Raw genomic sequence first — 23,408 nt, 5'->3', positions numbered from 1 at the left:
CATGGCGGAGCCCCTGCGCGACCGCGCGCGCCGCGCGACCGGCTGGCGGCTGCGGATGAACGGGGAGACCCGCCCGCACTACGTCGTCTGCGGGTCGGACCCGCTGGCCTACTGGGTGGTGCGGGCGCTGCTCGCCGCCGAGCTGGACTCCGGCCGGGCCCGGATCACCCTGGTGGTGCCGGAGCGCCGCCGCTCCGACGGCCCCGACGGGCGCGACGTCCCCGGCCTCCACGTCGTCCGCGCCGACCGGCTCGACGAGGTGACGTTCCGGCGGGCGGGCCTGGCCGGCGCGGACGGGCTGGCGCTGCTGCACCAGGACGACGTCGGCAACATGCACGCCGCGCTCTGCGCGCAGGAGGTGGAGCCCCGGCTGCGGCTGGTGGTGCGCATGTTCAACACGAGCCTCGCCAACGGGCTGCGGCAGCTCTTCCCCGACTCGGCGGTGCTCTCCGACGCCTCCATGGCCGCCCCCGCGTTCGTGGCCGCCGCCCTCGGCGAGGTCGCCCCGACGCACTTCCGGCACGGCGGGCGCACCCTCTACGTGGCGCGCCGCGCCGACGTACGCGCGAAGGACGTGGTGTGCGGGGTGGCCGACACCCGGGACGCGGCCCGGCCGCACGTCCTGCCCGCCGACGAGGCCACGGCCGACGTGGTGCTGGCCGAGGCGACCGGGCAGCCGCCCGGCACGGAGCTGGCCGCCCGCCGGCTGGTCCGGGCCCGCCGCCGCCGACGGCCCGTCGCCGTGCTGGTGCGCGCGGTCCGCAGCTTCGCCACCCGCAAGATCGGGATCGCGGTGCTGGTGCTGCTGGCCGTCATCGCCGCGCTGGGCGGGCTCAACGCCCGGGCCGCGCACGTGGGCTGGGCCGACGCGCTCTACCTCACCCTGGTCACCACGCTCACCGGCGAGGATCCGGACGTCACCAAGCCCGTCGCCGCGCAGGTCATGCAGGTGGTGCTCAACCTGGCCGGGCTGGCGCTGATCCCGCTGATCACGGCCGTGGTCGTCGACGGGATCGTCAACGCCCGGCTGGCCCTGCACACCGGCCGGATCCAGCCCGCCCGGTCCGGGCACGTCGTGGTCGTCGGGCTGGGCAACATCGGCACCCGCGTCATGGCCCAGCTCAACGACTTCGGCGTCGAGGTGGTGGCCATCGACAAGGACCCGGACGCCCGGGGCGCGTCGCTGGCGCACCGGCTCGGCGTGCCGGTGGTGATCGGCGACGCCGGTCGGGAGGAGACGCTGCGGTCGGCGTCCGTCGAGACCTGCCAGGCCCTCGTGGTGGTCTCCACCGACGACGATGTCAACCTGCGGGCCGCGCTGAACGCGCGGGGGCTCACCCCCGACCTGCGGGTGGTGCTGCGCCTGTTCGACGGCGACTTCGCCGAGCGCGTCCAGAAGGCGTTCGGCATCGGCATCTCGCGCAGCGTGTCGTATCTCGCCGCGCCGTCGTTCGCGGCCGCGCTGCTGGACCGGGCGGTGATCGCCACCATCCCGGTCGGCCGGCACGCGCTGCTGGTCACCGAGGTCCAGGTGGTCGCCGGGTCGCCGCTGGACGGCCGCCCGCTGTCCGCCGTGGCCCGGCCCGGCGCGGTACGCCTGCTCGCGCACGCCCGCCCCGGCCAGAAGGCGGACTGGTCGGCCGACCCCCGCCTGGTGATCACGGCCGGGGACCGGCTGACCGTGGTGGCCCGCCGCGCGGGGCTGACCGCCCTGCTGCGCGAGACGACCCCGCCCGCCCCGGAGCCCCCGCCCGCCGCCCCGACCGGCCCACCCCCGCCCCGCACGAGCGAGGAATGAGGCCCGGCTGATCAGTGGTGCCGGGGGCGCAGGGCGTACCAGGCGGCGCCCAGGGCTAGCACGCCGAACCCGGCCAGGACGCTGGCCAGCGGCAGGCTGACCGCGAGCGCCACGCAGCCGACCAGCCCCAGCACGGCGAGCAGCCGCACCGGCAGCCGGCGGCCCGGGTCGCGGCCCAGCGTGAGCGCCGACGCGTTGGTGATCGCGTAGTAGACCAGCACGGTGCAGCTGGAGAAGCCGATCGCCCCGCGCACGTCGCCGACGAGCACCACGGCCGTCACCACGGCGGCCACCGCCAGCTCGGCCCGGTGCGGCACCCGGCGCACGGGGTGCACGGCGGCCAGGCCGTGCGGCACGTCCCGGCGGCGGGCCATCGCCAGCAGGGTCCGGCCCACCCCGGCGACCAGCGACAGCAGCACGCCGGTCACGGCCACGGTCGCCCCGGCCCGCACCACCCAGGCGAGGCCGGGCAGCCCGGCGGCGGTCACCACGTCGGCCAGGGGCGCGGCGGACGCGCCCAGCCGCCCGGGGCCGAGCACGCCGAGCGCCACCACCGCCAGCACCAGGTAGATCGCCAGCACCACGCCGAGGGCCAGCGGCACCGCCCGGGGGATCGTCCGCTCCGGGTCGCGCACCTCCTCGCCGAGGGTGGCGATCCGGGCGTACCCGGCGAAGGCGAAGAAGAGCAGCCCGGCGGCGGCCAGCACGCCGTGCCCGCCGGGGCTGCTGGAGACGCCGGGCCCGGCGATCCGGGCCGCGTCGAAGCCGCCGCCGAGCAGGCCGGCCCCGGCGACCAGGGCCAGCACCGCCAGCACCACGCCCACCAGGGCCTTCGTGGCCGTCGCGGTCTTGCCGATGCCGCGCAGGTTCACGGCGGTCACCGCCGCGACGGCGACGACGGCGACGAGCCGAGCGCGCCCCGGCCAGAGGTACGCCCCGATGGTCAGCGCCATCGCCGCGCAGCTCGCCGTCTTGCCGACCACGAAGCCCCAGCCCGCCACGAAACCGGCGAACGGGCCCAGCCGCTCCCGCCCGTAGACGTACGTGCCGCCGGACTCCGGGTAGCGGGCCGCGAGGCGGGCCGAGCTGGTCGCGTTGCAGAACGCCACGAACCCGGCGAGGGCCAGCGCCACCAGCAGGCCCACCCCGCCGGCCGACGCCGCCGCCGGGGCGAAGACCACGAAGACGCCCGCGCCGAGCATCGACCCCAGACCGATGACCACCGCATCGCGTACGCCCAACCGCCGCGCCAGCCGTTCCACGCCTCGGACCCTAGGGGGCCGAGGTGAACAGCGCGGGACGGTCCCAGCCGCCCAGCCACCGCCGGGGCAGCGGCAGGTCGTCCCACGGCACCCGGTGCAGCAGCCGGTGCAGCAGAAGTCCCAGCAGCAGCCCGGCCACCGAGTCGGTCAACCAGTGCCACCCCAGGTAGGTCGTGGTGCAGAGCACGACGGCCGGCGGAACCAGCCGGACGACGGCCACCAGCCGGGGCGGCACGGTCCGGCCGAAGCCGGCCAGCAGCGGCGTCAGCAGCAGCGCGATGACGCCGTACCAGACGATGGCGTTGGCGACATGGCCCGACGGGTAGGACTGGGCGAACCGCACCGGCAGGTCGTGCTGGAACAGCGGCAGGGTCGCCTCGGGGGGCAGGAACGGCTCCTTGACGCTGGCGCTCGGTGCGGGCCGGGCGGTCCACACCTTCAGCGGACCGATGGTGAAGAGGGTGAACACGAAGGCGAGCACCGGCGGCAGCACCGGGCGCACCGAGCGCACCCGGACGGCCAGCAACACCCCCATGCCCAGCGCGATCAGCGTCAGCGGGGTGCCCTGGCCCAGGTAGTTGAACACGACCGCCACCCAGTACGCCGCACCGGGCCGGTGCGCCTCCGCCCAGTCTGCGATCGCGCGGTCGACGCCGAACAGCCGGTCGGCGGCGAGCGCGACCGTCAACCCGACCAGTCCGGCGAGCAGCAGCGCGTCGCACCACCAGCCGGCCGGGCGTACGGGCCTGAGCTGCACTTTCCGCCGTACCGTCTGGGTTTCGCGCACCCGACCACGCTACCGGGCCGGCGCGTGCCCGCTGTGGGGCGAGGCACGATGGGGTGCGTCCCGGCGGGGTGACGCGTCATGCTGGTCGGCGTGCGGATCACCTCTGCCCTCGTGGACCCGGCGCTGCTCGACCTCCCGTGGTCGACCCCGCTGGAGCAGTGGCCTGCCGAGCACCTGGTGGCGCTGCCACAGGGCATCTCCCGGCACGTCGTGCGCTTCGTCCGGCTCGGCGGGTACGTCTACGCGGTCAAGGAGACCGGCGAGCGGGTCGCCGAGCGGGAGTACGACCTGCTGCGGGCGTTGGAGCGGATCGACTTCCCCGCGGTGGAGGCGGTGGCGATCGTCGCCGACCGGCAGACCGACGACGGGGAGCCGCTGGACCCGGTGCTGATCACCCGGCACCTCCAGTTCTCCCTGCCCTATCGCGCGCTGTTCTCCCACACCCTGCGCCCGGAGACGATGGGCCGGCTGCTCGACGCGCTGGCCGCGCTGATCGTCCGGATGCACCTCACCGGCTTCTTCTGGGGCGACTGCTCGCTGTCGAACACGCTGTTCCGCCGGGACGCGGGCGCGTTCGCCGCCTACCTGGTGGACGCCGAGACAGGGGCCCTGCACAACTCGCTGTCCAACGGCCAGCGCGGCGAGGACCTGGAGATCGCCCGGGTCAACATCTTCGGCGAGGCGCTCGACCTCCAGGCCGCCGGCCTGCTGCACGAGTCGATCGACCCCGAGGTGGTGTGCGAGGAGGTCGTGCAGCGCTACGAGCGGCTCTGGCACGAGATCACCTACGAGCAGCAGGTCGAGCGGAAGGCCCGGCACGACATCGAGCGCCGCATCCGCCGCCTCAACGAGCTGGGCTTCGACGTCGCGGAGGTGGCCCTGTCCACCATCGGGGACGGGCGGTACCTGGTGCGGCCGAAGGTGGTCGACGCGGGCTACCACCACCGTCGGCTGCTGCGCCTCACCGGCCTGGACGCCGAGGAGAACCAGGCCCGCAAGCTGCTCAACGACCTCGACGCGTACCGGGCGGAGAGCGACCTGACCGACGAGCAGCAGGCGTCGCACCGCTGGCTCACCGAGGTCTTCGAGCCGGTGGTGCGGGCGGTGCCGGCGCACCTGCGGCGCAAGCTGGAGCCGCAGGAGCTGTTCGCGCAGATCATCGAGCACAAGTGGCTGCTCTCCGAGCGCGCCGGCCGGGACGTCGGCATGCGGCACGCCGTGCAGTCGTACCTGGCCGACGTGCTGGTGCACCGCCCCGACGAGCAGGCCGTCCTCGGCGTCGAGGTCGACGCCCTGCCCTGACCCGGCCGCCCGCCCTGCCCAGCCCGCCCTGCCCCGCCCTGCCCCGCCCTGCCCTGCCCTGCCCGGCAACGTCTCGCGTCGACGCTAGCGAGCTGATGTCGTGGATGGATCGGGTGGCCGTCGGCGGTGACCGGATGATGTCGTGAACGACTCAGCTCCCTAGCGCGCGGTGCGCCCGTCGGGTCGGCCGCGCCACCACACCGAGGGGCGCGACCGCACCGCGAGCAGCGGCACCTCCGCCCGGGCGTCACTCCAGCCAGGAGCCGCCGCGCATCACCCGGACCACGTTCAGGTCGTCGTCGAGGACGACCAGGTCGGCGCGGAGGCCGGCCTGGAGCGCGCCGACCCGGTGGCCGAGGCCGATGGCGCGGGCCGGGGTGGTGGCCGCCATCCGGCAGGCGTCGACCATCGGGACGCCGGCGTGCACGGCGTGCCGCAGGGCGGCGTCCATCGTGAGCGTGCTGCCGGCGATCGCCCCGTCGGCGGCCAGCCGGGCCACGCCGTCGGCGACGGTGACGGCCTGGCCGCCCAGCTCGTACTCGCCGTCGGGCATGCCGGCGGCGGACATCGCGTCGGTGACCAGCGCGGTCCGGTCGGCGCCGGCGGTGGCGGCGACGTGGGTGAGCATCCCGTCGTGCAGGTGCACCCCGTCGGCGACCAGCTCGCAGACCACGTTCGAGGCGTCCAGCAGGGCCACGACGGGGCCGGGCTCGCGGTGGTGCACCGGGCGCATGCCGTTGAACAGGTGGGTGCCGACGCTCGCGCCGGCCGCCACGGCGGCCCTGGTCTGGTCGTACGTGGCGTCGGTGTGGCCGACGGCGGCGACCACCCGGTGCGCGGTGAGCACCTTGATCGCCTCCAGCGCGCCGTCCCGCTCGGGGGCGAGGGTGACCATGCGGACCGCGCCCCCGCCCAGCTCGATCAGCTCGGTCAGCTCGGCGACGGAGGGGTCGCGGAGGAACTGCGGGTTCTGCGCGCCGCACCGGGCCGCCGACAGGTACGGACCCTCGAAGTGGACGCCGGCCAGCGTGCCCTCCTCGACGAGCGGCCGGTACGCCTCGGTGGCGGCCCGCATCAGCTCGAAGGGCGAGCTGACCAGGCTGGCCAGCAGGGTGGTGGTGCCGTGTCCCAGGTGGAAGGCCGCCGCCTGGCGGGCGGACCCGGCGTCGCCGGTGGTGAACGTGTGCCCGCCGCCGCCGTGGGTGTGCAGGTCCACGAAGCCGGGGACGATCCAGTGCCCGTCGCGCACCGACGGGTACTCCGCGACGGCGGTGATCCGGTCGCCGTCGAGTTCCACGCAGCCCTGCCGGATCACGCCGGTCGGGGTCACCACCTTGCCGTTCACCCGCAGGGTCATCGCATCTCCAGATGTGTGAGGCGTGCCGGTACAGATCAGCGGGCGTCGAGCGCCAGCAGGGCGGCGCCGAGGCAGCCGGCCTCGTCGCCGAGGGCCGCCGCGACGAGGCGCGGCCGGCGGTGGAACGTCATCCGCTCGTGCAGCGCCGCGCGCAGCGGGTCGAACAGGCGGGGACCGGCCTGGGCGAGGCCGCCGCCGACCACGACGGTCTCCACGTCGTAGAGGGCCTGTCCGGTGGCGAGCCCGTCGGCCAGCGCCTCGACGGCCTCCGCCCACACCCGGGCGGCGGCTGGCTCACCGGCGGCGGCCCGGTCGGCCACGTCGGCGGCGCTCGCGGGCGTGCCGGTCGGCCCACCGCCGGTCGGCCCACCGCGGCCCGCCGTGCCGGTCGGCCCCGCGCCGGTGGCCTCCGCGTAGCGGCGGGCGATCGCCGAGGCGGAGGCGACGGCCTCCAGGCAGCCGTCGCGCCCGCAGCCGCAGCGCGGGCCGCCGGGGCGGACGAGGACGTGGCCGATCTCCCCGGCGGCGCCGTGCGCGCCGCTGGCGGCCGCGCCGTCGACGACGTGGGCGGCGGCGATGCCGGTGCCGATCGCGACGAAGAGGACGTGCCCGGTGCCCCGGCCCGCGCCGAGCCGGGCCTCGGCCAGGCCGCCGACGCGCACGTCGTGGCCGAGCACCGTGGGCAGCCCGAGCCGCTCCGCCGCCAGGTCCCGCAGGGGTACGTCCCGGAAGCCGACGTTCGCCGACCAGACCGCCACCCCGGCGGCCTCGTCGACGACGCCGGGCACGGCGATCCCCAGCGCGACGGGGTCGCGCCCGTCGGCGCGGGCCTTGCCGGCCAGCCCCTCGGCGACGTCGAGGATCGTCTCGACCACCGCGTCGGGGCCCCGGCCGGCGTCGGTGGGGTGCCGCTCGGTGTGGACGGTGGTGCCGTCCGGCCGGACCAGCGCGCACTTCATGCCGGTGCCGCCCACGTCCAGCGCGACGACGACGTCGGCGGGACCGGCGGCGTCGGCTGGGCTCACGCGAGGACCACGGAGCGGGTCAGGTGGCGGGGCGCGTCGGGGTCGAGGCCCCGGCTGGTGGACAGGGCGACGGCGAAGCGCTGGGCGAGGATCAGGTCGGCCATCGGGTCGACCGGCGTGCGCCCGGCGGCCCAGCTCGCGAGCACGGTGCGGCAGCCGTGGGTGCGGCTGTGCACGAACGCGGCGCCGGTGGCGGCGACGTCCTCGGCGAGCCCCTCGGGGATGTCGCCGAACGCCCAGACCAGCCGGCCCGGCGAGGCCACCGAGATCGGGCCGTGCCGGTAGTCCATGGCCGGGTACGCCTCGGCCCAGAAGGTGGCCGCCTCGCGGCACTTGAGCGCGGCCTCCTGGGCCAGCCCGATCGTCCAGCCCCGGCCGAGGAAGGTGACCTGCTCGATGCGGGCCGGGTCGATCGGCAGCGGGGCCCGGACGGCGACCTCGGCGTCGGCGGCGAGCGCGGCCAGGTTGTCGCCGAGGTGGGCGCGGAGCAGGGCCAGGGCGGTGGTGGCGAAGCGCGTCTGCACCACGGACCGTTCGTCGGCGAACGGCATGGCGACCACGGCGGTGGCGACGTCCACGGCGGGGGAGACCGGGTCGCCGACGAGGACGGTGGTGGGGAGCTGGCCGCGCAGCGCGGCGAGCAGCTCCAGCACCTCGGTGGTGGTGCCGGAGCGGGTGACGGCGATCAGCCGGTCGTAGCGGCGGCCCGTGGGGAACTCGGAGGCCTGGAACGCGTCGGTCTCGCCGTGACCGGCGGCCTCGCGCAGCCCGGCGTACGCCGTCGCCATGAACCACGACGTGCCGCAACCGACGACGGCGACCCGCTCCCCGGGGCGCGGCAGGTGCTCGGCGACCGTGGGGGCCAGCAGCGCTGCCTCCCGCCAACAGTCGGGTTGACTCGCGATCTCCGCGTGCACGAACGCCATGAGAACTCCTCGCTGGGAGGTCGTGCGCAATACGGCGCAATACGGCCGCCTTTCGCGCGTTATTCTGCGCGAAACCTCGCGTCTCTGGCAACCGGGTCCCCGATCGCGCAGAGCGGAGTTTTGCACCTTGGTAGTTTCGCGCACTACTGTGCACGCAATCAATCACCCTTCGTGCAGTCAGTGGAGGCGCCGCAGTGGACCGGTACGCCCGATGGAACGCGCTGCTGGAGATGCTCACTGACAACGGGCGGGTGAGCGTGGAGGAGGCCGCCGGGCGGCTGGACGTCTCCCAGGCCACCATCCGGCGCGACTTCGACCAGCTCGCCCAGCAGCAGATGATCACCCGGACGCGGGGCGGCGCGGTCGCCAACGGCGTCTCCTACGACCTGCCGCTGCGCTACAAGACGGCCAAGCACTCGGCCGAGAAGCAGCGGATCGGGGCCGCCGCCGCCGCGCTGGTCACCCCGGGCACCGTGGTCGGCCTCAACGGCGGCACCACCAGCACGGAGGTGGCCCGCGCGCTGGCCGTCCGGCCCGACCTGAACACCAGCGCCGAGGGTGCCCAGCTCACCGTGGTCACCAACGCGCTCAACATCGCCAACGAGCTGCTGGTGCGCTCCCGGATGAAGGTGGTGGTGGCCGGCGGCGTGGTCCGGCCCAAGTCGTTCGAGCTGGTCGGCCCGCTGGGCGGGGCGCTGCTGCGCGAGGTCACCCTGGACGTCGCCCTGCTCGGCGTGGACGCGATCGACCCGCAGCTCGGCGCCGCCGCCCACCACGAGGGTGAGGCGGCGATGAACAACCTGATGGTGGCCCGCGCCAAGCGGGTGGTGATCATCGCGGACTCGTCCAAGCTGGGCGGGCACGCGTTCGCCCGGATCTGCCCCGTCGACCGGGTGGAGACGCTGGTCACCGACTCGGGCGCGAACCCGGAGCTGGTGGAGGCGTTCCGCGCGGCGGGCGTGCACGTCGTCATCGCCTGACGCGCCGGACTGCATACCGGGTATTGCTTCCCCCTGCATACCGCGTATGGTGTGCGTCGTCACCGACTCATCGGGGGAGGCGCAGCTTGTCAGCTGTCCTGGAAATAGAAGGTCTACGCAAGACGTACAAGAGCCGCCGCCGGGGGACCCGACACGCCCTCGACGGCTTCGACATGCGGGTCGAGCAGGGGCAGGTGCACGGCTTCCTCGGCCCCAACGGCTCGGGCAAGACCACCACCCTGCGTACGCTGCTCGGGCTCATCCGGCCCAACGGCGGCCGGATGGCGATCCTCGGGCAGGAGGTGCCCGCCGCCCTGCCCGCCGTCGTCGGTCAGGTCGGCGCGATCGTCGAGAGCCCGCAGTTCTTTCCGCACTTCACCGCGCGCGACACCCTGTCGCTGCTGGCCGGGGCGGGCGACGTGCCGCAGACCCGGGTCGACGAGGTGCTGGAGCTGGTCGGCCTGCGCGACCGGGCCGGCGAGCGGGTCAAGACGTACTCGCTCGGCATGAAGCAGCGCCTCGCGGTCGCCTCGGCGCTGCTCAAGAACCCGAAGCTGCTCATCCTCGACGAGCCCGCCAACGGCCTCGACCCGGGCGGCATCCGGGAGATGCGCACGCTGACCCGGGACCTGGCCGCCTCGGGGATGACCGTGCTGCTGTCCAGCCACATCCTCGGCGAGATCCAGCTCATCTGCGACTCGGTCACCATCATCTCGCTGGGCCGGCGGGTCGCGTTCGGCCCGGTCGACCAGGTGCTCGCCGAGCACTCCGGCGGGGCCGTGCGGGTCCGGCTGGAGGCGGTCGCCGACCTGCCGGCGGCGGCCGACGCGCTCAGCCGGGCGGGCGTGGCCGTCACCGCCCACCCCGACCATCTGATGCTCGCCGGCGTCGAGAAGCCGGCCCAGGTGAGCCGGATCCTCGCCGGCCAGGGCCTCTACGTCAGCGAGCTGGCCCCCGTCACGGTCGACCTGGAGAGCGTCTTCCTGGAGTTGACCTCGACCGCGCCCGTGCCGGGGCAGCACCGCCAGGTCGACCAGTCCACGAAGGTCGGCGACGCGGGCCAGCCCGGCGTCGCCGGGGGAGGTTGGGGCGCATGAGCCTCTATCGCACGGAGCTGCGCCGGCTGGGCAAGCGGCGCTTCGCCCGCTGGGCGACGGTGCTCGGCCTGCTGCTGCTCGGGGCGGTCCTCGTCGGGGTCTTCGTCACCAACCAGAAGATCGGGCCCGAGCAGCAGGCCGCCGCCCAGCGGCAGGCCGAGCAGTCGTACCAGGAGCAGGTGCGCTGGGCCGACCAGGAGCGCAAGGCCTGCGAGCAGGCCAAGGCGTCCGGTCAGGACCAGCAGCAGGAGGGCCGGTTCCCGCCGGACTGCGAGATGATCACCCCGCCGCCGCCGGAGAGCATCCAGGCGGACTGGTTCCTGCCGTCGACGTTCAACTTCCGCGCGAGCTTCGAGGAGATGATCGTCACCTTCACCGCGATCCTGGCGCTGCTCGGGTTCGTGGTCGGCGCCTCGTTCGTCGGCGCCGAGTGGAGCTCCGGCGGGATGATGAACCTGCTGCTCTGGCGGCCGCAGCGGCTCACCGTGCTGCTGACCAAGCTGGCGGCGCTGCTCACCGGACTGGTCGCCGTGACCCTGGCCACCGCCGTGGTCTGGACCGCCGGGTTCTGGGCCGTCGGCACGCTGCGCGGCACCACCGCGAAGATGACCGCCGGGGTGTGGCAGTCGTTCGCGCTCACCGGGCTGCGCGGGCTGGTGCTGATCGTGTTCGCGGCGACCGTCGGGTTCGCGCTGGCCTCGCTGGGCCGGCACACCGCGCTGGCCCTCGGCGGGGCGATCGGGGCCGCCGTGGTCGGCCAGTTCGGCCTGGGCATGGTGTTGTCGATGGCGGGGGCGCGCTTCGTCGAGGTGTGGCTGCTGCCGACCTACGCGCTCGCCTGGATGACGAAGAAGGTCACGCTGGAGGACTGGAACTCCTGCAACTCCTCCTCCTACTACGGGGAGTGCAATCCGGAGACCTTCGACCTGACCTGGCAGCACGCGTCGATCCTGTTCTCCGTCGTGCTGGTGCTCGCCCTCGGGTCGGCGCTGGTGACCATGCGCCGGCGGGACGTCGCCTGAGGGTGGCACCGGGTGGGCCCGGCCGCACCGCACGTCCGATGCGGTCCGGGTCCGCCCTGGTTAGGCTGGGGATCCCCCGGCCGGCGCGGCTCCGCCGGCCCTTCGCCGCCCGCGTGAGGACCGTCATGCCGCCTGCCGACGCCGCCCCGGCCGACACCGACCGGCCCGAGCCGGCGCGCCCCCGCGGCCGGGAGGCGACGGGCACCCGGGAGGGCGTCACCGTCCCCCCGCCCCGGTCCGCGCCGGACTCCGCCACCCCCGCCCCGGCCACCCGCGCCGAGCCCGCGACCGCCGAGCCCGAGCCCCGGGCTGGAGCCGCCGAGCCGGAGCCCGGACCCGCCGACCCCGATCCCGACCCCGGGGCCGTCGGCACCGGGCCGGAACCGGCCGGGCCGGTCGCCGCCGCCACCGGCCTCGCCGAGCGGGAGGTGCGCATCCTCGCCTTCGAGCAGCAGTGGTGGCGGCACGCGGGGGCCAAGGAGCAGGCGATCCGGGACACCTTCGGCCTCTCCGCGACGCGCTACTACCAGCTGCTCAACGGGCTGCTGGACAATCCGGCCGCGCTGGCCGCCGAGCCGGTCCTCGTCGGCCGGCTGCGCCGGTTGCGCTCCTCCCGGGCCCGCAACCGGCGGCGCTGACCGCGCGAACCCGGTCACCGACGGTCCCGATCCCCGGCACAATCGAGCCGACGGAGGGAGCGGCGGATGGCGGCAGCGCACCGGGGCGTACCGGACGGGGAGGCCCGGCCGGGGCGGACGGCGACGGCCGGGCGGGCGACGACCCCGGCGGAGGCGGCGGCTGCGCCGGGCACCCGCGCCGGGTCGGCGGGGCCGACGATGCGGGTCTGGTCGGCGTCCGCGCCGGCACCCGGCCGGGCCGTCAACGAGGACCTGGTCTTCCGCTTCGGTCCGCTGGTCGGCGTGCTGGACGGCGCGACCGTGCCCGAGGGCTTCGCCACCGGCTGCGTGCACTCCCCCGCCTGGTACGTCCGGCACCTCGCCGCCCGGATCGGGCTGGCCGCCGCCGCCCGGCCCGCGGCCACCCTGGTGAGCACCCTCGCGGCGGCGATCCTCGCGGTACGGGCCGACCACGGCGCCGACTGCGACCTCGACCATCCCGGCACGCCCTCGTCCACCGTCTGCCTGCTGCGGGAGAGCGGCGAGGAGGCGGACTGGCTCGTGCTCTGCGACAGCCCGCTGGTGCTCGACGTCGGCGGCCGGGTGCGCGCCGTCACCGACGACCGGCTGGAACAGGCGGTGGCCGACCTGCGGCGCACGGCCTCCACCCTGCCCGCGGGCCCCGGCGACGACCCGGTCGGCCGGTTCCGGCGGGCCGTCACCGTGCAGCGGCAGCGGATGAACCGCACGCACGGCTACTGGGTCGCCGCCGCCGACCCCGACGCCGCCTACCACGCGCTCACCGGCACGGAGCCGCTGCGGGGCCCGGGCGGCCTGCGCCGGGCGGCCCTGCTCACCGACGGCGCGTCCTGCGCCGTCGAGCAGTTCGGGCTGTTCGACTGGGCCGGCCTGCTCGACCTGGTCGCCGCCGAGGGGCCCGGGGCGCTCCTCGACCGGGTCCGCGCCGCCGAACGCGACCGGCCGGACCGGCTGCGCCGGCACAAGGCCACCGACGACGCCTCCGTCGTCCTCTGCGAGTTCGGCCCCGGTCGAGCCACCGCCGGCCCGCCGACCGGCTCGTAGCCGCTGCCGGACCGGTGGAGGGGCGCGAAAGGGTGGACTCGGGCGGGTGCGGGACGGCAGACTTCGGCACGTGACGGGAACGGTCCGGTTGGAGCCGGTGGACGAACGGAACCTGGAGCCGCTGCTCTCGGTGGCCGTCGCCGAGGCCGAGCCCGACGACGTGATGCCCCCGGTCGACGCGCCGGCCGGCTGGTCGCACGCCCGGCGGGAGGCGTTCCGCGACTACTACCGCACGGGCATGGCGGGCCTCGACGGCCCCACCCACACCGCCATGTACGCGGTCCTCGTCGGCGGCGAGGTGCTGGGCATGATCCGGATGACCCGCCGCGCCGAACCGGGGACGGTGGAGACGGGCATCTGGCTCGGCCGCTCCGCCCGGGGGCAGGGCGTGGGCGCGGCGGCCCTGCGCGAGCTGCTCGACCTCGCGGCGGCGGCCGGGATGCACACGGTGGTGGCGGAGACCACCCGGGGCAACGCCGGTGCCGTGTCGGTGCTGCGCCGGTGCGGCGCGAAGCTGATCGAGGACGGCGACGCCGTGCGCGCGGAGATCTCCCTCGACGCCATCCCGCCCGCCCTCTGAGCCGGCCGACACCCCTGCGGTGGCGGGGCGCGGGCCTCACCGGTCCCCGCGCGGGCCTCAGCGCGCGTCGCGGGCCTGCGCGTACGCGGCCAGCCAGGCGACCTGCGCCGGGTCGAGCGACGGGCGGACCCGCTGCCGCGCCGTCTCGACGTGCCCCGCCGTGACCGTCGACGCGGTCAGCGACTCGCGCATCGCGGCGAGCGCCGCCTCCCGCACCAGCGCCGCGCAGTCCGCCGCCGAGAAGCCGTCCAGCCCGCCGCCGAGCGCCGCGAGGTCGACGTCGTCGGCGAACGGGACGTGGCGGGCGGCGGCGCGCAGGATCTCGGCGCGGGCGTCCCCGTCCGGCGGCGGCACGTACACCAGCCGTTCCAGCCGGCCGGGGCGCAGCAGCGCCGGGTCCACCAGGTCGGGGCGGTTGGTCGCGCCGACCACCACCACGTTGCGCAGCGACTCCACCCCGTCCAGCTCGGTGAGCAGGGCGGCGACCACCCGGTCGGTGGTGCCCCCGTCGCTTGCCTGCCCGCGTACCGGGGCGAGCGCGTCCACCTCGTCGAGGAAGACCAGCGTCGGGGCGGCCTCCCGGGCCCGGCGGAACAGCTCCCGCACCGCCCGCTCGCTCTCGCCGACCCACTTCGACAGCAGCTCCGCGCCCTTCACCGAGAGCACGTTGGCCCGCCCCGAGCCGGCGAGCGCGGTCACCAGGAAGGTCTTCCCGCAGCCGGGCGGCCCGTAGAGCAGCACCCCGCGCGGGGGCTGCACGCCCAGCCGGGCGAAGGTGTCCGGGTAGGTCAGCGGCCACAGCACCGACTCGGTCAGCTGCTCCTTGACCTCGACCATGTCCCCGACGTCGTCGAGGGTGACGTCCGCCAGCTCCAGCGTGGACGCGGCCATCGTGGTCGGCCGGACCACCTCCAGGGCGGCGGTGAAGTCGGCCATCGCCACCGTCGGCGCGTCGGCCGTCTTCTGCCGCAGCGCCGCCCGCACCCCGGCCTCCCGCACCAGCGCCGCCAGGTCGGCGGCGACGAACCCGGGGGTACGCCCGGCGACCTCGTCCAACCGGACGTCCTCGGCCAGCGGCACCTGGCGGGTCAGCACGGTGAGCTGCTCCCGGCGCAGCGCCTGGTCGGGCAGCGGCACGGTGATCCGCAGCGACAGCAGGTCCGGGGCGCGCAGCCCGGGGTCGACGGCCTCGGGGCGGCTGGTCGTGCAGACCACGGCCACCCCGGCCCCGACGGTCTCGGCGAGCACCTGCCGGAACACCGTGGCCACCGGGCCGGCGTCGTCGGCCGGGGCGAGCGCCTCCACGTCGGTGACCAGCAGCACGGCCGGGCCGGCGGCGCGCACCTCGTCGGCGGCGGCGCGCAGCCGCCGGGCCGCGGCGTCGTTGGCGAGCGCGGCCAGCTCGGGCGCCCAGAGCGGGCGGACCCGCGCGCCCACCCGGGCGGCGACCGCCCGGACCAGCGCCGACTTGCCCGATCCGGCCGGGCCGGCGATCAGCACCCCGAGCGCCACCGTGGTGCCCAGCCGGCCCAGCACCTCCCGGTGGTGGAACCCGAGGTCGAGCAGCTCGGTCAGCTCGTCGGCCTGCGCCCGCAGCCCCGGCAGCTCGTCGACGGCGGGCGCGGCGTCCGCCCCGCCACCGTCGCCGTCGGCGGCCCGCCCGTCAGGTCCGGCCGCCCCGGTCGTCGCGTCGGGCCCGGCCGCCGGACCGTCCCCGGTGGCGTGACCGGAAGCGCCGGCGTGGCCGGGGCCGGCCGAGCCGCCGGCCCGGGTCGCCGGCCCGTGCTCCCAGCCGACCACGGTGTCCATGGTGACCAGCGCGGCGACGCCCGGCTCGGCGGCGACCACGGTGAGCAGGGTGCTCGTCCAGGCGTACCCGACGGTGCTGGAGAGGCGGTGCCGGGCCGCCGCCACGAGGGCGCGCACCGAGGCGTCCGGCAGCACGTCCTGCGGCAGCAGGGACACGTCGTCGCCGACGGTGACCACCTTGCCGAGCAGCGCGAGGCGGAGCATCTCGGGGGAGACCGCGGCGGCGACCTGCACCGGCCCGGTCAGGGTCACCCGGCGGGCCGGGACCACCGGTGCGGGGCTCACCGTGACCTGCCCGCCGTCGCGTACGCCCAGGTTGCCCAGGAGCAGGTCGTCGGCGTAGAGCAGCGCCGTGCTCGCGGCGGGCCCGGCCGGCGCGACGATCCCGGCGGTCACCCGGCGGCCGGCGAGCCGCACCGGGTCGCCGGGGCGCAGCGCGAGCGCCGTCAGCACCTCGGGGTGCAGCCGCACCACGCCGCGCCGGCCGTCCAGCGCGGCCGGTCGCAGGCTGGCGACGAGGGTCAGGTCGGGTGGTGCGGGTGCGGCCATCGCCCGAGGTTAGCCGCAAGGAAGGGCCCCCTGTTAACGCCTACGGTAGAGAAGGGTCCCCCTCTCACACCGGGTCAGCGCGTGGGGTCGGTGCTGTCGAGCAGCGACGGGTCGCGCCGGATCAGCTCCGCCAGCCGGGCCGCCGGGTCCACCTTCAGCCGGTCGGCGTCGGACGGCCACGCCGGCACGGCCTTCACCGTCAGCGGCCACACCGGGGGCGGCACGGTCGCGGCCTCCGCGCCGACGGTCACCCGCCCGTTCGACCAGCCGACCCGTAGCGGGTACGCCTGCCCGTCGTGCTCCACCCGCAGCGCGACCGTCATGCCGGGGTGCGCCGCCACCACCCGGGCGACCGCCCCGGCCACCTCGTCGACGGGGTCCCGCCCGGCGACACCCACGGGATGGACGGGGGCCGGCGCGGCGGGCAGGGCCGGGACGCCGCCCGTCCGGCGGGGCAGGGCGTCCACCGGGTCCCCGCCGACGTCGCCCGTCGGCCGGGGGCGGGGGTCCGGGGCGGCGTCGGGCCCGGCTACCGCGTCGACCCGTGCACCCGGGCTGGGGTCGTGTCGCGCGTCGGCGCGTACGGCCGGGGTGGGATCCGGTCGTGCCTCGGCCCGTGCGGCCGGCTCGGCCCGGCCGACCGGGTGGGCCCCGGCCCGCGCCGGGACGGTCCGCCCCGCCGGCTCCCGGCCGGGCTCGTCGCCCGGGTCGACGCCCCGGCGGCGGAGCGCCTCCTCACGCCGGGCGAGCCGGGCCAGGGTCTCGTCGAGATCACCTCTCATGTCGCCACCCCTTCCGCGTGTGGACCGAACCGGGCCGGTTCAGTCCCTCCTGTCCCGGGTGGCCCGGTCCAGCGCCCGGTCCAGGACGACCAGCAGGGCGTCCCGCACCGAGAGCCGGTCCCGGGCGTCGAACTGCACCAGGGGGACCTGGTCGGAGATGGCCAGGGCCCACCGGATCGAGGGAAGGTCCACGGCCAGCCGGCCGTCGAAGGCGTTCACCCCGACGACGAAGGGCAGCCCGGCCCGCTCGAAGAAGTCGATCGCCGGATAGCAGTCGTCCAGCCGCGAGCTGTCCACCACCACCAGCGCGCCGAGCGCCCCCCGGGCCAGGTCGTCCCACATGAAGCCGAAGCGGTTCTGGCCCGGCGTGCCGAAGAGGTAGAGCTTGAGGCTGCGGTCGATCGTCACGCAGCCGAAGTCCATCGCGACCGTGGTGGTGGTCTTGCCCGACCGCGCGCCGGGGTCGTCGATGCCGATTCCGGCGCTGGTCATCTCCGCCTCGGTGGTCAGCGGCGCGATCTCGGAGATGGCCCCGACCGTGGTGGTCTTGCCCACCCCGAAGCCACCGGCGACCAGGATCTTCACCGGGATCGGGGGCGTGGACCGGCCCGGGCCGGCGTTCGGCGTGCCGTGCCGTGGCCCGGCCGGCGGCGCCGGGTTGGTGGTCGGCGGGGTGGCGCGTCCGGTGGCCGGTGTGGCACCCGTCGGGGTGCCGTAGCGGGCGGCGGCGCTGTTGGCGGAGAGCCCGCTCAGCGGGGCCGGCGGCCATTCAGGAGATCGCACGGAGTCCATCAATCACTCGCAGGATGATGTCGGGGTCAAGGGCGTCGTTGGCGGTGCTGACGTGCACGTCGAGGTGGCCGGCGGCCCGGAGGTCGCCGACCAGGATCCGGGTGACGCCGAAGTGCAGCCGGGCACGGGCCGAGATCTCCGCCACGGAGATCGGCTCTCCACAGAGCGCGATGATCGCCTGGAGCTCGGGGGCGAGCCGGGAGACCGGCCCCGCGCCCCGGACGCCGGGACCGGGGCGGGCGGTCACCTGGGTCTCCAGGCTGATCGCCGGGTCCACCCCGGCCACCCTGCCGGAGGTCAGCACGAACGGGCGTGGCCCCGTCGGCAGGTGCGGATCGGGAGCGCCCGACCGGCCGGGCAGATCGTGCGCCGGGCTGCCGGGCGGGCCGTCGCCAGGACCGCCGGGGAAGCCGGTGCCGCCTTCCGGGAAGCCGCCGCCGGGGAGGCCCGGGCCGCCTTCCGGCCAGCCGGTGCCGCCGCCGGGGAAGCCGAGGCGGCTGCTCGGGAGACCGGGGCCGCCGGCCGGGAGGCCGCCGCCGGGGAAGTCGGGGCCGGGGAAGCCGGGGCCGCCGCCCGGGAAACCGGAGGCGCCGTCGGTCGGCCCGGGAGCGCCGCCCGGGCCGCCGGGGTGGCCGGGGCCGCCCGGGAAGCCGCCCGACCCGCCCGTCCCGTCGTCGTCCGGGGACTGCGCCCGCAGGTAGGGCCGGATCCGGACGACGGGTTCCGGATCCGGCCCGGTGCCGGCGACCTCCGGGCTCACTGCTGTACGGCGTTCTTCAGCTCGGCGATCAGTCGCGGGGTGAGGGCGCTGCCGGCCCGCCCGGCGAAGAGGGTCATCTCGTAGGCCACGGTGCCGAGGTTCGCCGACCGGTCGGCCACCACACCGAGCACCGAGCCGGCGCTGATGGAGCTGATCAGCAGGTAGCCGTCGGCCATGTCGACGATGACCCGGTTCAGGCCGCCGAGGGCGTACCAGCTCGCGGCCCCGCCGGCGAGGCTCGTCATGCCGGAGACGACGGCGGCGAGGCGCTCGGCGTTGGACCGGTCCTTGATCGCCGACATGGCCATCAGCAACCCGTCGGAGGAGACCGCGATCGCCTCCATCACACCGGCGGTGCTGGACGTGAACGAGTCCAGCAGCCAGTTGAACGTGCGGGCCTCGGGGCTCAGGTCGGTGGGGTGCTGGTGCTCGATGTTCTCGTGCAGGTACGGGCTGGTCACCGTGTTGATCCCTCTTCGTAGCGGCGGTCAGGACGGGCTTCACGCAGCGCGCGGGCGACGCCCGCCTCGAACTGGTTGATGAGGTCGCGCACCTCTGCGGGGTCGCCGGGGTCGGACGGGGGAGCGGGCCTGGGTGGCGGGACGGCCAGGTTGGCGCCGGGGACCCGTCGGGTCAGTCGGGGAGGGTCGGCGACCAGGGGAGCCGCCACCGGGGCCGCAGCACCCGGGGGAGCCGCCGCTGGGCGGCCCGGCGTCGGGGGAGTCGGCACCGGGCGGCCCGGCGTCGGGGGAGCGACCGCTGGGCGGGCCGGCATCGGGGGAGCCGCCGGGGGGTGCAGTTCGGCCCGGCGTACCCCGGCTTCGAACTGCTCGACCAGCGCGCGGGCGGCGGCCGGGTCGGCGGTGGTGGCGTCCACCGGGCCGACGACCGGGCCGGTGTGCGGCAGGCTCGCGCCGGGCACCCGCTGGCGGATGCCCGACGCGCCCCGCGAGGTCCCGCCCGACCCGCCGGGCGGCGGCGCGGAGCCGGGCGGCGCGGAGCCGGGCTGCGGGCCGGTCGGGAAGGAGAGGCCCCGGGGCCGGGCCGGCAGGAGCGGTGTGCCGGCGGCCCCGCCGACCGGACCGGCGGCACGGGAAGGCCGGCCGGCGCCGGGGGCCGCCGGGGGAGCGGCGGCGTCGGGCGCGACCGGGGTGCCGCCGACGGTCGGCGGGGCGTCCAGGGTGGGGGCGCCCGCCCGTCCGGACGTGGCGGCCGGCGGCTCGACGACCGCCTCGAAGGCGTTCCAGGAGTCGCCCGACTCCATCGACCGGGTGGCGCGGCTGAGCAGCTCGCGGTCCACGCCGAGCGCCACGCCGAGCGCCACGGTCCCGTCCACCGACCCGTCCCCCGGACCGCCGGCGGGCGCGGGGTGGGCGGTGGCGGCGACGGCCAGCGCCCGGCCGGGACCGGTCGGCTGCGGACGGCCGGACGCGGCCGGCCGGTCCGGCGCGGCCGTCCCGGTGGCCGGTTGCCCGGCCTGGCCGGCGGGCGGCACGACCAGCAGCGCCGACGGGACCTCCAGCCGGGCGGTGACGCCGCCGCCGGTGGTCGGGACGAGGTCCACCGTCCAGCCGTGCCGGCGGGCGAGCCGGCCCACCACGAAGAGGCCGAGCACCTCGGTCGGGACGAGGTCGAGCCGTTCCCGGCGGGTCAGCCGGGCGTTCTCCTCGGCCAGCCGCTCCTCGGTCATGCCGATGCCGTGGTCCACCACGGACAGCCGCATGCCGTGCCCGGCCGGCTCGGCGGTCACCACCACCCTCGTGTGCGGCGGGGAGAAGACGGTGGCGTTCTCCATCAGCTCCGCCAGCGCCAGCACCAGGTCGCCGACGGTGGACGGCGCCGCCGACACCCCGGCCGGGACCTGCACGTCGACCCGGGTGTAGTCCTCGATCTCGCCGAGCGCGAGCCGGACCACGTCGGTCAGCGGCACCGGGGCCACGTGCCCGTCGGCGCCGGTCGAGCCGGAGAGCACCACGAGGCTGCCCGCGTTGCGGCGCAGCCGGCTGGAGACGTGGTCCAGCCGGTAGAGGTGCTCCAGCCGCCCCGGGTCGGTCTCCTGCTGCTCCAGCCGGTCGATGAGCGCGATCTGCCGGCCCACCAGGTTCTGCGTACGACGCCCGACGTGGCCGAACATCTGCGCCACGTTGCGTCGGCCGGCGACCTGCCGCTCCACCAGCCGGGCGGCGGTGCTCTGCACGCGTTCGAACGCGCGGGCCAGGTCGCCGATCTCGTCGCGGCCCCGGACGTCGACCGGGTCGAGGCGGATCGGCGGGACGTTCTCGCTCTCGTCGTCGGCGACCCGCACCAGCTCCGCCTCGGCGGCCCGGGCGACCCGTTCGGCGGAGCGGGTGAGCCGGGTCAGCGGGCGGGCGACCAGCCGGGCCACCGCCATGCTGAGCAGCACCACGAGGAGCATGACCAGCACCGCCGTGACGCCGACCACCCAGGCGGCGGTGAGGGCCCGCTGCTCCTCCTCGCGCACCTGCGTGGTGACGTCCGCGGCGATCTTCTTCTCGACGAACTGGCCGAGGGTGGTCATCGACTGGACGGAGGGGAAGAGGGTGTCCAGCGGCACGCTGCTGAGGGCGGCCACCGGGTCCTTCTCGCTGTCGACGATGAACGTCGGGCCGGTCCGGGCGGCCACCGCCGCGTCGTCCAGCAGCGCCAGCTCCAACTGCTCGGGGGTGACCAGGCTGCGGAACCGGTCGGTGTCCACGGTCAGGGCGGCCATGCAGGCGATGTAGCTGGCGATCGCCTTCGGGTCGCTGGTCTCCTTGACCAGGACGATCAGGGTGGCGCACGCGCCCAGGCTCTCGTCGGCGCGCAGCAGGCCGTCCAGGGCGAGCACCTGCTGGCCGACCGGGGTGGTGGTGTCCACCTTCCAGGCCAGCCGCAGCGAGTCGATCAGCTCCACGGCGAGCGGGCCGAAGGCTTCCATGACCCGCACCGGGGTGGCCCGGCCGGCGAGCACGGCGGCGCGTACGTCGGCGAGCCCCCGCACCTGGTCGAGCGCGAGCCTGACCCGGTCGGTGAGCTGGCCGCCCAGCTCGGCGCGGATGTCGGCGACCCGGTCGTCCACGGTGGCCGACTTCTGGATCACCTCCGTGCGGGACGCCCGGCCGAGCAGCAGACCGACGGAGAGCAGGCGCTCCTGCTGGAGGTCCTGGACCAGGGTGCCGACCCGGCTGGCCACCCGGACGGCCTCGGCGGTGTCCGCTGCCCGCCCGGCGGTGCCGACCCGGTCGAGGACGATCGGCACGGCGAGCCCGACCATGCTGAGCAGCGGAACGATCACCAGCAGGGCGAGCTTGCCCCGGATACGGAGCCTAGCGAGCATCGAAGGGCCCCCACCGCTCGGCGCTGGTGGGGCGGCCCTGCCCGGCCGGCTGGAGCATCCGGGGCTCGACCTGGGCGACCGTGCCGGCCGGGGCGGACCCGTGGCGGTCGGCCGGGGCGTCCCAGCCGGTCTCGTCGGCCGCCGGTGGGCCGGTGTCCCCGCCGGCCGGTCGGCGGTCCCGCCCGATCCGGCGGTCCCGGGCGGTGATCAGCACCGCGGCGAGCGCGCCGAGCAGCAGGACGGCCAGGATGCCCGCCCCGGCGGCGAGCCGACGGTCCCGGTCGAGCTGGTCGATGCGGTCGGTCAGCAGCGCGTCCAGCTCGTCGAGGATGACGGGCTGGAGCTGGCGGGCGGCCTCCTGGGCGGCGGTGCGGGCGGCGATGAGGTTGGTGAGCGCGCGGGCGGTCGCCGCCTCGTCCTCCAACCGGACCGCCGAGGTGGGGGCGGCGAGCGCGCCGAGCCGCTCGATGGAGCGCTGGTAGGTGTCCAGCGGGGCGAGCACGTTCGCGCCGAGCTTGGTGCTGTCCGTGCTGTCCACGGCCGCGCGCAGGTTGGTGATCAGGTCGTTGGCGGGGCTGATGGCGCTCGTCCACAGGGCGCCGAGCTGGGACACCATGGCGATGCGCTGGGCGTCGGGCAGCTCGGCGGCGACGGCGGCCAGGTCGCCGAGCCGGCCGGTGGCCACGAGCGATTCGGGCAGCTCGTCGCTGACCGCGTCCTGGAGGTAGTACGAGTCGGCCTGCTGGTCCCGGATCAGCCCGGAGGCCTCGCGCACCTTGCGGTGCAGGGCCAGCAGCAGGTCGGTGGCCTCGCCGTACGCGGCGAAGGTCGCCTGCGGGTCGGTCAGCCCCTTCTCGGGCAGCGCCTCCAGCTTGGCCCGCAGCCCGGTCCACCGCTCGTGGGTGCGCAGCGCGTCGCCGAGGCGGGCGTCCGAGGCGGCGACCTCCTCGACGGCCTTGCCCAGGGATTCCCGGGAGACGGTCCGGCCGGCGACGGCGGCGGACTGCGCCTCGACCAGGGCGAGGGTCAGCGGGCCGAGGGAGCGCAGGTACTCCACGCCGAGCCGCTCGCGGACCATGAGGTCGCGTTCCTCGCCGGTGTGCCGGCGCTGCTGTGCGAAGAGGAACGCCACCGGGGCGAGGAGCGCCACCACGAGCACCAGCGGCAGGATGCGGCCGGTCCGGTTGGGCCGTCGGGGGCCCCGCTGCGCGGGGACGGTCATGGGTTCTCCTCCGGCGACGGCGGATGCGGGCAGGTGCCGGGCCTGCCGAACAGTCCCGTTCACCGGACCGGAAAACTAGCGGACCGGCACCGGCACGCAGAGCCGTCAGCCGGTCAGTTTTGCGTCACTACGAGCGATGTCACCAGGTGTCGACCGATCCGCCACCCTCGGTGGCGGCGGCCCGGCGGAGATGGGCCGATCGGATGCGATATCGGTTGAACATCGGAATTCACATGATCCGAATTCATCTCGCTGGGATGCGGCAGACGCTGCGCAAACGATCAAAACAGGCCGCCGATCGGCCGGGCCGGACGGACGTAC

Annotated in this window: 19 protein-coding genes and 1 pseudogene; 8 read left to right on the top strand and 12 right to left on the bottom strand. The window is 76.1% G+C overall.

What is annotated here, in order from left to right; genetic code table 11:
• Position 1: 1 nt before the first annotated feature.
• Positions 2 to 1,798: a potassium channel protein gene (locus tag O7633_RS16205; RefSeq protein ID WP_278129709.1), complete on the top strand. Its 1,797-nt coding sequence runs from the start codon at positions 2 to 4 to the stop codon at positions 1,796 to 1,798.
• Positions 1,799 to 1,809: 11 nt separating this feature from the next.
• Here the strand turns inward: O7633_RS16205 and O7633_RS16200 are convergent, their stop codons facing one another.
• Complete coding sequence (locus O7633_RS16200; RefSeq protein WP_282328367.1) at positions 1,810 to 3,060, bottom strand: APC family permease; 1,251 nt, start codon at positions 3,058 to 3,060, stop codon at positions 1,810 to 1,812.
• A gap of 10 nt (positions 3,061 to 3,070) precedes the next feature.
• Complete coding sequence (locus tag O7633_RS16195) at positions 3,071 to 3,847, bottom strand: phosphatase PAP2 family protein (RefSeq protein WP_282328366.1); 777 nt, start codon at positions 3,845 to 3,847, stop codon at positions 3,071 to 3,073.
• Between the two features lie 78 nt (positions 3,848 to 3,925).
• Between O7633_RS16195 and O7633_RS16190 the strand changes: the two genes are divergently transcribed.
• The gene (locus tag O7633_RS16190) at positions 3,926 to 5,149 is read left to right on the top strand and encodes a DUF4032 domain-containing protein (RefSeq protein ID WP_278129704.1); all 1,224 of its coding nucleotides are present in this window, start codon (positions 3,926 to 3,928) and stop codon (positions 5,147 to 5,149) included.
• 247 nt (positions 5,150 to 5,396) lie between these two features.
• Here O7633_RS16190 and nagA read toward each other — a convergent pair whose 3' ends face one another.
• Genes nagA through O7633_RS16175 form a run of 3 tightly spaced genes read right to left on the bottom strand, consistent with a single transcriptional unit; the run spans position 5,397 to position 8,457 of the window.
• Complete coding sequence (gene nagA, locus O7633_RS16185; RefSeq protein WP_282328365.1) at positions 5,397 to 6,506, bottom strand: N-acetylglucosamine-6-phosphate deacetylase; 1,110 nt, start codon at positions 6,504 to 6,506, stop codon at positions 5,397 to 5,399.
• Between the two features lie 35 nt (positions 6,507 to 6,541).
• The gene (locus O7633_RS16180) at positions 6,542 to 7,531 is read right to left on the bottom strand and encodes an ROK family protein (RefSeq protein WP_282328364.1); all 990 of its coding nucleotides are present in this window, start codon (positions 7,529 to 7,531) and stop codon (positions 6,542 to 6,544) included.
• Positions 7,528 to 8,457 (bottom strand): sugar isomerase, encoded by a 930-nt coding sequence (locus O7633_RS16175; RefSeq protein ID WP_282328363.1) that lies wholly within the window; start codon positions 8,455 to 8,457, stop codon positions 7,528 to 7,530. Before O7633_RS16175 ends, O7633_RS16180 begins: the two co-directional genes overlap by 4 nt.
• Positions 8,458 to 8,651: 194 nt before the next feature.
• On the opposite strand from O7633_RS16175, the gene O7633_RS16170 reads away from it, so the two are divergent.
• The 6 genes from O7633_RS16170 to O7633_RS16145 all read left to right on the top strand — a co-directional run bounded on the left by O7633_RS16170 (position 8,652) and on the right by O7633_RS16145 (position 13,836).
• On the top strand, positions 8,652 to 9,437 hold the full coding sequence (locus O7633_RS16170; RefSeq protein WP_074472345.1) for a DeoR/GlpR family DNA-binding transcription regulator: 786 nt from the start codon (positions 8,652 to 8,654) through the stop codon (positions 9,435 to 9,437).
• 86 nt (positions 9,438 to 9,523) lie between these two features.
• Complete coding sequence (locus O7633_RS16165; protein WP_278129700.1) at positions 9,524 to 10,534, top strand: ATP-binding cassette domain-containing protein; 1,011 nt, start codon at positions 9,524 to 9,526, stop codon at positions 10,532 to 10,534.
• Positions 10,531 to 11,556, top strand: coding sequence for an ABC transporter permease subunit (locus O7633_RS16160; protein WP_282328362.1), 1,026 nt, complete (start codon positions 10,531 to 10,533; stop codon positions 11,554 to 11,556). Before O7633_RS16165 ends, O7633_RS16160 begins: the two co-directional genes overlap by 4 nt.
• Positions 11,557 to 11,681: 125 nt before the next feature.
• The gene (locus tag O7633_RS16155; protein ID WP_278129698.1) at positions 11,682 to 12,194 is read left to right on the top strand and encodes a DUF3263 domain-containing protein; all 513 of its coding nucleotides are present in this window, start codon (positions 11,682 to 11,684) and stop codon (positions 12,192 to 12,194) included.
• A gap of 66 nt (positions 12,195 to 12,260) precedes the next feature.
• Positions 12,261 to 13,256: a hypothetical protein gene (locus O7633_RS16150; protein WP_278129697.1), complete on the top strand. Its 996-nt coding sequence runs from the start codon at positions 12,261 to 12,263 to the stop codon at positions 13,254 to 13,256.
• Positions 13,257 to 13,326: 70 nt separating this feature from the next.
• Positions 13,327 to 13,836 carry a GNAT family N-acetyltransferase gene (locus O7633_RS16145; RefSeq protein WP_278129696.1) on the top strand — a complete coding sequence of 170 codons (510 nt, stop codon included), beginning with the start codon at positions 13,327 to 13,329 and terminating at the stop codon, positions 13,834 to 13,836.
• Between the two features lie 57 nt (positions 13,837 to 13,893).
• Here O7633_RS16145 and O7633_RS16140 read toward each other — a convergent pair whose 3' ends face one another.
• From O7633_RS16140 to O7633_RS16110, 7 genes and pseudogenes are all read right to left on the bottom strand, one after another.
• The gene (locus tag O7633_RS16140; protein ID WP_282328361.1) at positions 13,894 to 16,194 is read right to left on the bottom strand and encodes an AAA family ATPase; all 2,301 of its coding nucleotides are present in this window, start codon (positions 16,192 to 16,194) and stop codon (positions 13,894 to 13,896) included.
• Between the two features lie 74 nt (positions 16,195 to 16,268).
• Positions 16,269 to 16,976, bottom strand: a complete 708-nt coding sequence (locus O7633_RS16135) for a hypothetical protein (protein WP_282328360.1) — start codon at positions 16,974 to 16,976, stop codon at positions 16,269 to 16,271.
• Between the two features lie 39 nt (positions 16,977 to 17,015).
• Positions 17,016 to 17,768 carry an ATP/GTP-binding protein gene (locus O7633_RS16130; RefSeq protein WP_083302415.1) on the bottom strand — a complete coding sequence of 251 codons (753 nt, stop codon included), beginning with the start codon at positions 17,766 to 17,768 and terminating at the stop codon, positions 17,016 to 17,018.
• A pseudogene (locus O7633_RS16125) lies at positions 17,746 to 18,093 on the bottom strand (DUF742 domain-containing protein); the annotation flags it as partial. The gene O7633_RS16130 and the pseudogene O7633_RS16125, both read right to left, overlap by 23 nt.
• A 431-nt stretch (positions 18,094 to 18,524) precedes the next feature.
• A complete protein-coding gene (locus O7633_RS16120; protein WP_074472352.1) occupies positions 18,525 to 18,989 on the bottom strand; it encodes a roadblock/LC7 domain-containing protein in 465 nt (154 codons plus the stop codon).
• Positions 18,986 to 21,865 carry a nitrate- and nitrite sensing domain-containing protein gene (locus O7633_RS16115; protein WP_282328359.1) on the bottom strand — a complete coding sequence of 960 codons (2,880 nt, stop codon included), beginning with the start codon at positions 21,863 to 21,865 and terminating at the stop codon, positions 18,986 to 18,988. Before O7633_RS16115 ends, O7633_RS16120 begins: the two co-directional genes overlap by 4 nt.
• Positions 21,855 to 23,087 (bottom strand): hypothetical protein, encoded by a 1,233-nt coding sequence (locus tag O7633_RS16110; protein ID WP_278129687.1) that lies wholly within the window; start codon positions 23,085 to 23,087, stop codon positions 21,855 to 21,857. Before O7633_RS16110 ends, O7633_RS16115 begins: the two co-directional genes overlap by 11 nt.
• Positions 23,088 to 23,408 lie beyond the last annotated feature (321 nt).

The sequence above is a fragment of the Micromonospora sp. WMMD712 genome, from assembly GCF_029581295.1.
In the GTDB taxonomy this organism is placed as follows: Bacteria; Actinomycetota; Actinomycetes; order Mycobacteriales; family Micromonosporaceae; genus Micromonospora; species Micromonospora carbonacea.
This window is presented reverse-complemented; position numbering and strand designations above follow the sequence as displayed.